This is a genomic window from Azospirillum humicireducens (assembly GCF_001639105.2).
In the GTDB taxonomy this organism is placed as follows: domain Bacteria; phylum Pseudomonadota; class Alphaproteobacteria; order Azospirillales; family Azospirillaceae; genus Azospirillum; species Azospirillum humicireducens.
On the sequence record NZ_CP015285.1, the window covers coordinates 2368834 to 2381170 of the forward strand.

At 69.1% G+C, this 12337-nt stretch carries 13 protein-coding genes; 4 read left to right on the plus strand and 9 right to left on the minus strand.

The window, feature by feature from the left end; translation table 11 throughout:
- Nucleotides 1-31: 31 nt before the first annotated feature.
- Complete coding sequence (locus A6A40_RS11090) at nt 32-793, minus strand: SDR family NAD(P)-dependent oxidoreductase (protein WP_063635449.1); 762 nt, start codon at nt 791-793, stop codon at nt 32-34.
- 221 nt (nt 794-1014) lie between these two features.
- On the opposite strand from A6A40_RS11090, the gene A6A40_RS11095 reads away from it, so the two are divergent.
- Nucleotides 1015-1416 carry a YkvA family protein gene (locus A6A40_RS11095; protein WP_063635450.1) on the plus strand — a complete coding sequence of 134 codons (402 nt, stop codon included), beginning with the start codon at nt 1015-1017 and terminating at the stop codon, nt 1414-1416.
- Here A6A40_RS11095 and A6A40_RS11100 read toward each other — a convergent pair.
- The 7 genes from A6A40_RS11100 to A6A40_RS11130 form a co-directional block, all read right to left on the minus strand.
- Nucleotides 1413-2369, minus strand: coding sequence for a DMT family transporter (locus A6A40_RS11100; RefSeq protein WP_236783644.1), 957 nt, complete (start codon nt 2367-2369; stop codon nt 1413-1415). The two genes, A6A40_RS11095 and A6A40_RS11100, sit on opposite strands and share 4 nt — an antisense overlap.
- 225 nt (nt 2370-2594) lie before the next feature.
- A complete protein-coding gene (locus A6A40_RS11105; protein WP_063635451.1) occupies nt 2595-4394 on the minus strand; it encodes a sensor histidine kinase in 1800 nt (599 codons plus the stop codon).
- A gap of 160 nt (nt 4395-4554) precedes the next feature.
- The gene (gene lhpI / locus A6A40_RS11110) at nt 4555-5514 is read right to left on the minus strand and encodes a bifunctional Delta(1)-pyrroline-2-carboxylate/Delta(1)-piperideine-2-carboxylate reductase (RefSeq protein WP_063635452.1); all 960 of its coding nucleotides are present in this window, start codon (nt 5512-5514) and stop codon (nt 4555-4557) included.
- Between the two features lie 101 nt (nt 5515-5615).
- On the minus strand, nt 5616-6011 hold the full coding sequence (locus tag A6A40_RS11115; RefSeq protein ID WP_063635453.1) for a lipopolysaccharide assembly protein LapA domain-containing protein: 396 nt from the start codon (nt 6009-6011) through the stop codon (nt 5616-5618).
- Nucleotides 6012-6060: 49 nt separating this feature from the next.
- Nucleotides 6061-6342, minus strand: a complete 282-nt coding sequence (gene ihfB, locus A6A40_RS11120) for an integration host factor subunit beta (RefSeq protein ID WP_012972825.1) — start codon at nt 6340-6342, stop codon at nt 6061-6063.
- A 284-nt stretch (nt 6343-6626) separates the two neighbouring features.
- Nucleotides 6627-7895, minus strand: coding sequence for a pentapeptide repeat-containing protein (locus tag A6A40_RS11125; RefSeq protein WP_063635454.1), 1269 nt, complete (start codon nt 7893-7895; stop codon nt 6627-6629).
- A 6-nt stretch (nt 7896-7901) separates the two neighbouring features.
- Nucleotides 7902-8888, minus strand: a complete 987-nt coding sequence (locus A6A40_RS11130; protein WP_063635455.1) for a hypothetical protein — start codon at nt 8886-8888, stop codon at nt 7902-7904.
- Between the two features lie 285 nt (nt 8889-9173).
- Between A6A40_RS11130 and A6A40_RS11135 the strand changes: the two genes are divergently transcribed.
- Complete coding sequence (locus tag A6A40_RS11135; protein WP_063635456.1) at nt 9174-10316, plus strand: Do family serine endopeptidase; 1143 nt, start codon at nt 9174-9176, stop codon at nt 10314-10316.
- Between the two features lie 62 nt (nt 10317-10378).
- On the plus strand, nt 10379-11149 hold the full coding sequence (locus A6A40_RS11140; protein WP_063635457.1) for a hypothetical protein: 771 nt from the start codon (nt 10379-10381) through the stop codon (nt 11147-11149).
- A 63-nt stretch (nt 11150-11212) separates the two neighbouring features.
- Here A6A40_RS11140 and A6A40_RS11145 read toward each other — a convergent pair whose 3' ends face one another.
- Nucleotides 11213-11491, minus strand: coding sequence for a hypothetical protein (locus A6A40_RS11145; protein ID WP_063635458.1), 279 nt, complete (start codon nt 11489-11491; stop codon nt 11213-11215).
- 568 nt (nt 11492-12059) lie between these two features.
- On the opposite strand from A6A40_RS11145, the gene A6A40_RS30690 reads away from it, so the two are divergent.
- On the plus strand, nt 12060-12230 hold the full coding sequence (locus A6A40_RS30690; protein ID WP_158279284.1) for a hypothetical protein: 171 nt from the start codon (nt 12060-12062) through the stop codon (nt 12228-12230).
- The last annotated feature ends 107 nt before the right edge of the window (nt 12231-12337 follow it).

Sequence of the window (12337 nt, forward strand, 5' to 3'; positions counted from 1 at the left end):
GCCCAGGGGCGGCCCCGGTGCGCCCCCATCCTTACTGCGGCGCCATGCGGATGGCGCCGTCCAGGCGGATGACGTCGCCGTTCAGCATCTCGTTCTCCAGGATGTGCTGGACGAGACGGGCATACTCCTCCGGCTTGCCGAAGCGCTTGGGGAATGGGACGGTGGCGGCAAGGCTGTCCTGCACCTCCTGCGGCATGTTCAACAGCATCGGCGTGCCGATCAGGCCGGGGGCCACCGTCATCACGCGGATGCCGTTGCGGGCGAGGTCGCGCGCCGCGCAGATGGTCAGGGCGACGATGCCGCCCTTCGACGCGGCATAGGCGGCCTGCCCGATCTGCCCCTCATAGGCGGCGACGGAGGCGGTGTTCACGATCACCCCGCGCTCGCCGCTGTCCAGCGGATCCAGCTTCGCCATGTCGGCCGCGGCCAGCCGCAGGATGTTGAAGCTGCCGATCAGGTTCACCTCGATCACCGAGCGGAAATTCTCCAGCGGCATCGGGCCGTCGCGGCCAACGATGCGCTGGGCCGGGGCGATGCCGGCGCAGTTCACCGCGATCCGGGCAGGTCCATGGGCGGAGCGCGCCTGATCGAACGCCCGCTCGGCCGACGCGCCATCGGTCACGTCGCAGACCAGGCCCAGCCCGCCGATCTCGTGCGCGGTCTTCAGCACCGCGTCCTCGTTGACGTCCAGCACAGTCACCTTGGCGCCGAGCCCGGCCAGATGACGCGCCGTCGCCGCCCCCATGCCCGAGGCGCCGCCGGTGACGATTGCGGACAGACCCTGGATGTTCATGGCATCTCCTCCTTAATTGCGGCCGGTCCGTACGGAGCGCCGGCCTTGTGTCCAACAGGCTGCGATCGCACTTGTTGTTTGCCGGATGGCTTTGTTTACCAGATGGCCGCCACACCATACCACACCGTATGGTGGGGACGCACCAGGGTGGCGATCCGCGCCGGCTTTGACGCCGGCGGTTTTCTCAAGAAGTGACCAGATCCCGGAGGGTTTCAGCGTCCATGACAGCATCCGTTCCCACCGGTACCGAACTGACGATCACCGATCCCGAGCGGGTTGCGCAGGACGAGCGGCTGGTCCGCCGCAGCTTCTGGCTGAAGCTGCGCGCCAACCTGCATCGCATTCCCTTCCTGGAAGATCTGCTGGCCGCCTATTTCTGCGCAACCGATCCGGCAACACCCTATCGGGCGAAGGGAATACTGTTGGCAGCGTTGGCTTACTTCATCCTGCCGGTGGATGTCGTGCCCGACTGGCTGCTGATCGCCGGCTTCACCGACGATGCCGCGGTTCTGGCCGCCGCCATCCAGACGGTGCGCGCCAACCTGACCCCGGCCCACTGGGCCCGCGCGAAGGAGACGCTGCGTGCCGAGGCGTCCGGCAGCGAAACGGAACTGCCCGGCTAACCGGCCACCGTCCTGGTGGCCCGGCTTGCGGCCTTGCGCTCGTCCACCGCATCGCGGTGCATGGTGTAGAGCGCCGACCCGGCGATCACCAGCGCGCCCATCCACCCCCACGCATCCATGGTCTGCCCGAAGGCGAGCCACGCCACCAGCGCGGTGAAGGGCAACCGGGCATAGTCGTAGGGCATCATCGCCGATGATTCGGCCAGTGACAGCGCCTTCGTCATCGCCAGCTGGCCGAGGGTCAGCACTCCGCCCAGAAGCGCCAGCGCGCCAAGCATGCTCCAACTCGGCCAGGTCCAGACGAACAGAGCCGGCACCAGGGCCATCGGAGTGACCAGCAGGCCAAGGAAGGTGACGATGACCAAAGCGTTGTCCCTGCGGCTGAGCATCCGCATCTGCAGCACGGTGACGGCGGCGGCAAGGCAGTGCACGAACAGCGCCAGGAAAGCCAGATCGACCGGTGCGGCGCCCGGCCGCAGCACAATCACCACCCCGGCGAAGCCTGCACAGACCGCCGCCCAGCGCCGCAACCGCACCCGCTCCCCCAGGATCAGCGCCGCACCCGCCGTGACGAACAGCGGAATGGCGAAGCTGACCGACGTTGCCGTCGGCAACGGGATATGGGCGATGGCGTAGAACCATCCGGCCATTGCACACAGGCTGGTCAGCGCCCGCGTCACATAGGGCACCAGCCGCCGTTCCGCCAGCACCGACCGGCAGGCCGGCATCCCCGCCGTCAGCGCCCAGGGCAGCATCCACAGCAGGCTGAACAGGTTGCGGAAGAACACGACCTCCAGCGGGTCCATGACGGTGGAAGCCCAGCGAACGGCCGAATTGCCGATCCCGAACAGCAGCGCCGACAACAGCATGAAGCCGGCCCCCAGCAGCAGCCGGTTCGCCGGCGCCCGCAGACCGGGTCCCGCATTGACGGGGGAAGAGGCTGAGACGGTCACGGTCAATCGTCCCTGGAGAGCCAATTGGTAGAAGAGATCCGCGGATGGCCGCGGCGGCGGGGTCAGGGCCGGCCAGCCATCAGATGCGTCAGCGCAATCATGGCCTGCACGAAACACCGTCCGCCACCGGCACCGAGGCCATGATCCTCCGACGATAACCGGGATGACGCAAGCGAAATACAACCGACCTTAAGGATCATACTCGCGTATGACGTGTGTCCGAATTTACGATGCGGAGCCGGACTGGACGGGCCGGTGCGGCAGCCGGATGGTGAACCGTACGCCGGGGCTGGTGTTTTCCACCGTCAGGGTGGCACCCAGCTGCTTGGACAGGGTGTGGACCAGGCGCATGCCCAGGCTGCGGCTGCGGCGCCAGTCGAAATCGGGCGGCAGCCCGACGCCGCGGTCGCCGACGATCAGGTGCAACGCGTCGCCGTCCGACCGCAGGGTCACGGCAATGACGTTGGCGCCATCACGGCCGCATCCGTCCGGGCGGCCGTCACCGCTACCGTCACCGCCGCCCGCCTCGGCGGACACCGGGGTCGCCAACGGCCGATAGGCATGCTTGATGGCGTTCATCACCAGCTCGTTGGCGAGCAGGCCCAGCGGAACGGCATGATCGGTCGGCACCTCCGCCGGCTCCACCGCCAGCTCCAGCCGCCAGCTGCCGCCTTCGGACCGGGCGGAACGCTCCAACTCCCGGCACAGCTCGGCCAGATAGTCGTGGAAGGGGATGAAATGCACGTCGTCGACACGGTAGAGCAACCGGTGGATGTCGGCGATGGCCTGAACGCGCCGCCCCGCCTCCAGCAGATGGTCGCTCAACCGCGGGTCGCCCACCGCCTGCCCCTGAAGCCCCAGCAGGCTGGACACCACCTGCAGGCTGTTCTTGATGCGGTGGTTGACCTCGCGCATCAACAGGTCCTTTTGCGCCAAGGCCGTATCGCGCTCGCCGATGGTGCGCTGGAGCGACGCGGTCCGCTCGGCCACCCGGCGCTCCAGCTCGCGCTGCACCTGCCGGGCGGCGCCGGCCTGCCGGAAGCCGAAGACCGACAGCGCCGCCAATGCCAGCGCCGCCGCAGCTCCCAGCCCGGCATAGGGCGCGATCAACCGGTGCCATGACGCCAGCACCGGGGCCACATCCAAACGGACGACCACATGCACCGGCCAGCTGTCGACCCGGCGATGGGTGACGATGACCGTGTCGTCGCGCGCCGCCCCGCCCTCCGGCTGCGCCCGGATGGCATGGCGGGTCAAGTCCGACAGCGGCACCGGATCGGCGGCATTGTCAGGCTCGCGCACCAGCACGTCGAGATCGCCGGACCGCAACAGGATGGTTGCCGGCCGATGGGGAACGTCCAACTCCTTGTAGAAGCCCGACAGATAGGAGGGGTCGATGGTGACCGAGGCCATGCCGCGGAAACGGCCGTCCGGTTCCGACAGCCGGCGGCTGAGCAGGAAGGTCGCCTTGTTGGTCACCCGGCCGATGATGCGCGGTCCGATATGGGGCTGCTCCACTGCACCGTCCATCCCCGCCGCCCGGCTGTGGAACAGGAAGGCCTCGCGGTCGGACGCATCGGAAAAGGGCGCCGGAAAAGCCAGCGTCGTCAGCCGCAGCAGCCCCGCCCCGTCGTTCAGCCAGATCGCGTCCAGGAAAGGCAGGCGGGCACGCTGGCCGTTCAGCTTGTCCCACAGCGCGTGTGACTGGGCGATCTCGTCCCATGGGCGTCCGGCGGTTTCCTGGGCGGCATATTCCACCAGAAGGTCGGCGGCGTCGAACAGTCGGGCCGCATGTTCCGCCAGCACCCGGACAGCGGCCTCGGCACGCTCCTGCGCCCCGTTCAGCGCCCGTTCGCGCGATTGCACGCCGACCACCACGGTGACCATCGCAAGGAACAGAAAGCCACAGGCTGCCAGCCAGCCGATGGCGGCCTCCAACCGCGGCTTGCGGAAGGGATGGACGATGTCCGCGGCCGGAGCCGGGCTCCCGGCGGGCTCATCGGATGACTGGGCAGGCGGCACCATGCAAACGACCGTTCCTTTTCCGCAACTGCGGATCTCCGCGCCGGATGGCGGTCAAGCAGCAGGAATCGCGGAATAGTAGCGCAGGACGAACCGCCGGTAACCCTGTCTTTCGGAGACGCCGGTTGCGATGCCGGGCAGGCCCGCCCAGCGGGCTGGCCCCCTAACGGATGGAATCGTTGTGCAGAACCATCTCCACCGCCATCTGGGCGGCGCAGAGGTCGGCCAGCGCCGTGCCGACGGATTTGAACAGGGTGATCTGGTCGTAGAAACGGCGTCCCGCCCGCTCGCCGCGGCTGAGGTCGAACAGGTCGCCGGCGATGTCGTCCGCGGTCAGCAGGCCGGACGCCATCGGCTGGGCAATGTCGCCAGCCTCCAACGCCTTGCGGTCGCGGCGATCGACGAAGACGCGCGACCGGCGGATACAGCCGTCGTCGGCCTCGCGCATCTCCGGCGCCACCCCGCCCAGCAGGTCGAGATGCTGGCCCGGCCGCAGCCAGTCGCCGCGGATCAGCGGCTCGCGCGCCGTGGTGGCGCAGGCGACGATGTCGGCTCCACGCACCGCGCCCTCCAGATCGCCGGTCGCATCGATCCGGAATTTCGGCCGGTGGAAGCGGGCGGCGATGCGCTTGGCCTTCTGCGGGTCGCGGCCCCAGACCAGCACATGGCGGATCGTCCGCACGGCGGTGTGGGCCTCGATCAGTTCCAGGGCAAGAGGGCCGGTGCCGACAACCAGCAGGCGTTCCGCATCCGGCCGCGCCAGATAGGAGGCGGCGAGCGCCGAGGCCGCGGCACCGCTGCGCCGGGCGAGCGCCGCGGAGGAGTCCAGCAGCGCCTGCGGCACCCCGGTCTTGCCGTCGGCCAACAGATAGACGCCCTGGGTGGTCGGCAGGTCGCCGCCGGCATTGTCGGGAAAGACGGTGTCGATCCGCACCCCGACAGACTGGTTCACCTGCCAGGCCGGCGCCAGCAGCAGGGCGGCGTCGCTGGCCCCGTAGGTCTCCACCCGGTGGCGATGCGCCGGCGGAGCCTCCACGCCGGCACGGAAACTCTGCCGCAGCCGTTCGATCAGCATGCGGTGGTGCAGGACGGAACGAAGCTCGGCGGCGCTGACCGTGCGCATGGGACCTCCTCCCGCCGACCGGCGCCCTCCCCCGTCCCCCTCCTGTGAGGACGGACCGGGAAAGGGGAAAACGACGTCCGGTTACGCCGGACCTGCCAAACTCAATGAACCGTCGGCGCGCTGGTCTCGGCCGCCGGGACCGGCAGCCCGCCGCTGGAGCCCGGCAGCGGGCCGGAGACCGGACGGGTGCTCTCGGCCAGCCGCTTCTCGGCGGCGGCGGCGCGGGCCTGGGCCTCCTTCAGCTCGCGCTCCAGATACAGCACGCGGTTGCCCTCGCGCCGGGCGCGGCGGCGGTGGCGGCGCTGGCTGTTCCAGACGATGAAGCCGCCGGCCAGGAAGCCCAGCAGCAGCGCCACCAGCGCGGCCAGATAGACCGGGGTGTCGAGCGTGAAGGGCAGCGGCCACAGCGACAGGGTCACGATGCCGCGGTTGGAGATCGCGAACAGGATCGCGACGAGGGCCACCGGCAGGGTGACGATCCAGGAGATATGACGCAAAGCGATGGTTCCTCAGAAATGCGGCGGGGAGAGACGGCCGGCCCGGCGCTCAGTCCGTGTTCAGACGTTCCCGGAGCTGCTTGCCGGTCTTGAAGAAGGGAATGCATTTCTCGCCGACGTCAACCGATTCTCCGGTCCGGGGGTTGCGACCCGTGCGCGCGTCCCGCTTCTTGATGGAGAAGGCGCCGAAGCCGCGCAGTTCCACCCGGTCGCCGCGCGCCAGCGCTTCCGTGATCTCATCGAAGATGGTGCCGACGATCTTCTCGATGTCGCGCTGGTACAGATGCGGATTGCGTTCCGCCAGCCGCTGGATCAGTTCCGACTTGGTCATGACCGTTGACGTTCCCCCATTCGGTGCGGGCGCTTATGGTCGCGGTGCGCCGCGCTTGAGCATCAGCGTGCCACCGGCCCGCCAAGGCGTCAAGCCCACCCGTGGCGCTAAGCCGTTACGACACAACCCTTTTTCCGCTCTCCCTCTGCCCGGCAGGGGGAGGACCGGGCTCTTGCGGCCAGCGCCGGACGCGGCGGCAGCCGCAGGGATCGTGACGGAAATTTGAAAGCAATCAACAGCTTCGCGAAAGATTTCCCGCCGGTTGGAACGGTTGGCCGGACGGATCAGGCCCCGCCCAGCCGCGTCCCCTCCAGGATGGCGCCCTCCAACACGGCCGAGGAGCGGTCGCAGCCGGTCAGGTCGGCCAGTGTCAGGTCGCTGCCCTTCAGGTTGGTCTCGGCCAGCGAGGCGCCGGCCAGACGTGCCCGCACCAGCGAGGCCCGCATCACCTTGGCCCCGGCGCTGACCAGCAGCATGCCCAGGTTGGCGCCATCCAGCCGGCTGTCGATCAGGATGGCGCGGTCCAGCTTCACCCCGCGCAGGTCGGCTCGGCTGAGATCGGCCGAGCGCAGATCGGCGCCGTCGAACTGGGCGGCCTGCAGTTGGGCGCCGTTCAGACGGGCATGACGCAGCCGGGCGCCGCTTCCCTTGGCCAGCGTCAGGATCTTGCCGGTCAGGTCGGCCCCCTCCAGGTTCAGCCCCGTCAGGTCGAGCTGGGATCCCTGCTTGCCGCTGGTGCCCAGCCAGATCATGTGCTGGCGCAGCATGCCGTCGAGCTGCTCGGCCGGGAGAGCCGGCAACTCGACGGCTGTTTCCGGTTCCGGTTCGGCCGCCTGTGCCTGCTGCTGCACCTGCCGGGCGGACCTGGCCTGCTCGTCGGTGCGGATCGCCTGTTCCAGGCCGGCTTCGTCCAGGCTGGCCCCGTCCAGGATGGCGCCGCGCAGGTCGGAACCGTTGAGATCCGCCCCGCGCAGGTCGGCGCCGGAGAAGTTGGCGTCGCGCAGGTCGGTGCGGTCGAGCCGGGCGCCGGCCAGCCGGGTGTTGGTGAAGTCGGCCGCCCGCGCGAAGCTGCCCGACAGCTTGGCCCGCGCCATGTCGGCGTTGGTCAGCCGGGCCGACGCCATGTCGGCCGGGCCGGGATCGAAGCCCACCACCTTCAGTTCGCCGGCGCTGTTGCGGTTGACCATGCTGCCGTCGCGCAGATCGACCTCAACCATGGTGGCGCCGTCCAGCCGGGCGCCACGCACGTTGGCGCCGCGCATGTCGGTGCGGAACAGCCGAGCGTCGGAGAGGTCCGCTCCCCGCAGGTCGGCGCCATAGAGGTCGGCATGGTCGAGGATCGCGCCGCGCAGGTCGGCGTCGCGCAGGATGGCGCCGGCCAGATGGGCGCCCGTCAGGTTGCGACCGGCCAGCGACAGGCCCGACAGGTCGAAGAAGGGCAGGTTGGCGCGGGCGCCGTTCGGCCGCCCCTCGGCGAACCGGACATGGCGCTCGCACACGCGGTCGAGCTGGTCCTGGGTCAGGCGGATGCGGGATTTGCCGTCTTGCGCCATGGCCGGTCACGCGAACAGGGCGTCGATGTCGGCCTGGGATATCCCACCGCCTCCGCCACCCGGATCGGCGGGCGGCGGGGGCGGCGGGGGGGCCGGCTTCGCGACGGGTGGAGGGGGTGGGGGTGGAGGTGGAGGTGGAGGTGGAGGTGGGGGCGGCGGAGGGGGTGGCGGCGGAGACGGCTCCACATCGGCCGGCAGCGGTTCCGCCCGTTCCGCCACCTCGGGCACGCTGGCGAACAGCGCGTCGATGGCGTCCTGGCTGACCTCCGGCCCGCCCAGCTGCGGCCCGTTCAGCAGATGCGCGTCGGGTCGGGTATCGCCCATCTTGCGGTGGGAGGCGAGCTCGCCGGGGGTATGCTGCTGTTCGGCGACCGCCAGACGCTCGACGCCCCAGATCTCGATCATCGTGTTCACGCGCTCTTCGATGTAGCGCAGCGTGTTGACGACCTTGGTGGTGCGCTGCCCGGTGATGTCCTGGAAGGAGCAGGCGGTCATGATCTCGATGCACCATGCCTCGATCGCGTCGATCCGTTCGGCCAGATCGGCGTCGTCGCGCGGGATCGACATGGTGATTTCCTGAATCTTCTCCGTCGCATTCAGGATGTCGGTGGTGGCGCGTTCGGTGGCGGCGACGATCTCGTCCAGTTCGCCGGTCGCCGCCTCGATTCGGTTGGAACCGGTGTCGGTCGCCTTCAGCGCGGCGATGTCGCTGCGCGCTTCGCGCACCACCTGGGTGATGGCGGTCAACTCCTGCTGGATGCGCGGATCCTCTCCCGGCGCCAGGGCGGCAAAGGTGCTGGGCGACGCGCCGCTCAACCGGTCGACCTGGGTTTCCAGCTTATCCACCAGCCGGTGGAAATCGTCGGAGGCGACGACACGGCTGCGCCGGTCGCGCATGCGCAGGAAGGCGCGGCCCCGCGCCGTCTGCGACAGGGCCTCCTCCATCTGCAGATACTCTTGCTCGGTCAGTTCGAGCAGTGACCCGCCGCTCATTGCACTCAACCCATCGTCCTGCAGCCGCGCCTCCCCGCCATGCCGGGGGCTGCGCCAGCCTTCTCCTATACCACCCAATTTCTTTACCGGGAGTTTCCGCCGCCGACACGCTATGATTCTCCCCAATGGACGGCGGCGACACCGGACACCGGGAAACAAGGGCGGGAAGCGAGGGCGGGAAACGCAAGGCCGCGGACAGCCTTGAAGCCCGATTCAATGTGTCCCAAATCAGCCCGGCCGGTGACGGTGTTTGACAAGAATTCCCCTCCAGGAAAGGAAGAAGCCATGAAAGCGGTGGTGCGTCCGGTGGTGTTTGCGGCTGCGGTCGGGATGGCTGCGCTTGCCGGCGGCGCGCTGGTCGCACCGGCCGATTCGGCACTGGGCCGGGCCGGGTCCGCGCTCGGGCTGGCCGCCTCGCCCGCCGCGGCGGCGCTGCCGCTGGGCGCCGTCGGCGGCGGCACCATCGCGCCGATGCTGGAGCAGGTGACCCCGGCGGTGGTGAACATCTCGGTGCTGAGCCAGGCGCCCCAGGCGGAAAACCCGCTGCTGCGCGATCCCTTCTTCCGCCGCTTCTTCAACCTGCCGGACCAGATGCCGCAGGGCCGGCCGCAGGTCAGCGCCGGGTCCGGCGTGATCGTCGACGCCGCCAACGGCTATGTCGTCACCAACAGCCATGTGGTGGAGAACGCGCAGGAGATCGCGGTCACGCTGAAGGACCGCCGCCGCCTGCGCGCCAAGCTGATCGGCCGCGACGCCGCCACCGACATCGCGCTGCTGCAGATCAAGGCGGACAGCCTGACCGCCCTGCCGCTCGGCGACTCGGATCGCGCCAAGGTCGGCGATTTCGTCGTCGCCATCGGCAACCCGTTCGGGCTGGGCCAGACCGTGACCTCCGGCATCGTCTCCGCGCTCGGCCGCAGCGGGCTGAAGATCGAGGGCTACGAGGACTTCATCCAGACCGACGCCTCGATCAACCCCGGCAATTCCGGCGGCGCGCTGGTCAATTTCCAGGGCGAGCTGATCGGCATCAACACCGCCATCATCGGCCCGGCCGGCGGATCGGTCGGCATCGGCTTCGCCGTTCCGGTCACCATCGTCCGTTCGGTGATGGAGCAGTTGCGCGAGTATGGCGAGGTGCGGCGCGGCCGGCTGGGCGTCGCCATCCAGGATCTGACGCCCGATCTGGCGGAAAGCCTGAACCTGAAGGGCGACGAGGGCGCGCTGATCGCCAAGATCGAACGCGGATCGCCCGCCGACAGCGGCGGTCTGCGCAGCGGCGACGTTGTGGTGGCGGTCGACGGCCGGGCCATCCGCAGCGCCACCGATTTCCGCAACCGCATCGGTCTTCTGCGCGTCGGCACGCCGGTGCAGTTGACGGTGGTGCGCAACGGCGGGCAAAAGTCGGTGACCGTCCGCACCCAGCGCTAGAGTGTGATCGGCAGAGGCCCGGCGCAGGGTCGCGGACAGCAGAGGAGCCACCCCGTACCGGCATGATGCGTTCCAACCCACCCCGCCGCCCCGCCGCCCCGCCGGCCCCCTCGCCCGGCCGCAGCGCGGCCCAGCGCCAGCGCGAGATCGCGACGCTGCTGATGCGGCTCGACGCCATGCTGAAGCAGTCGGCGGAGCTTGCCCAGACGGCGCGCGAGCGGGTGTCGGTCGGCGGGCTGGCCCGCTACCGCCGCTTCAGCCGGCGCGTGCGCGACTTCTTCGCGCTCGCCGCCCTGGCGCAGGAACGGCTGGACGCCGCGCCGGAGGAGATGGAGGATCTGATCGATCCGATGACCACCGCGCTGGAGCGTCTGCACGCCCGCATGGTGGTCCAGTTCGTGGAGGGCAGCGCCGGCTTCTTCTCCAGCTTCGCACGGGTGAAGGCCCTGCCGATCGGCACCCATGAGATGTGCGGGGTGGAGTTGCGCGGCGTGCTGGAAATCCGCAAGTTCCTCGACGATCCGCTCTATGAGGGGGAGCGCGGGCAGGCCCTGCGCGCCGAGACCGACCGCATCGCCGCCCTGATCCGCCGCGTCATGGACCGCATCCCGCCGCTGCCCGACTTCGGCGACGAGCCCAGCATCGGCCCGCGCGGCACGTTGAACAGCCCGCTGAAGGGCCCGAACGCCCATATGCCTCCCGGCCGGAGCGCCGCCCGTCCGGCCCCGCCCCGCCCCGCCGGCATGCAGCCCGCCGCCCCGCCGGCGCCGACTCCCAGCACCGAGGTCCGTTCGCTGAGCCTCGACCAGTTCGAGGACGACGAGGACGAGTGAACGGCCAAGGGGGCTGCCGAGGGGCCAGCGCAGCCCCGGTCCCGGCCGTCCGCCGTCGATGCATCAGCGACGCTGCTTTTTCCCGTCCTCCGCGGTCAGGGCGCCGACCGCCGCGCCGGCGGCGCCGCCCAGCAGCCCGCCATAGATCGCGCTGCCGCCGGTGACGGCGCCGATGGCGGCACCGCCGGCCGCACCGATCGCCCCGCCGGTCAGGGCGCGGTTCTCTCGGTGGTTCAGGTTCGAACAGCCGCCGAGCAGGGTCGCACCGATCAGCAGCGCCATGACCGCGGTGGTGGCCCCGGTGGTTGTCCCGGTTGTGAATGTCCGCATGGTCGTCTTCATCGCTCTCTCTTCCTTCAAACACAGGCTGGCCGACGGGCGTCGCTTTCGCGTTGCGCTCTGCGGCCATGCTTATGTTTGGTGATTGGCGCCTGGCTCTGCTGTGACCATTTCGAGGTAAAGGGTTGCGCCTTTCTGGGTATTCCACAGCCTTTTCGCCGGTATGACGGACCAAGACATCGCGCTGCGGGTAGCAAGAGCGGCCTGTGTAATCCCGCAGAATTACCTCTTCCTATCTATGGTTAATATTTTATTCGACGGGCCGATTCACTCATATTTCGTTCGATGGCAAACAATCTTGCTTTTCAGAATGAAAATCTGTCCTGAATTGGTTAGGACATTGCTCCCCCCTGCAAAGCACACTGATTGGTGCGGGGTTACAGATCGGCTCCTTCCACGGGCTCTACGAAGCCTCATGTAAGAATGGCCGGCACCGGGAGGAGAAGAGATGACCTTCGACGACAGACGATATGACGACGGTCCGGTCCTTGACCGCGAGCCGCCCCCCTCCCGACCTTTGAAATCGCCGGCAGGTCGGCCCCGCTCCCAGCCGATGGGCCGGATCGTCGAAATGGCGTTCACCGGACTGTGGGTGCTGAAGCGGCAGGGCGTGCTGGCGGAGGTCGGCGGCCGTCTCTATTGGCCAGACCGCCCGTCGCTGGAACAGGCGGCGGCCCAGGCGGGTATCCCGCTGTCGGACGTCGCGGTCCATACCGGACGCCTCGACGCGACCTCCCGATAGGGGCATGGGACCTCCCCCTTCCGGGGGATAAAACCGCGACGAAGGGACAGTTGCACGGACAAGGGGCTTCTTCCAATATCCGGAGTGCGGACGAACAGCCGGTATGG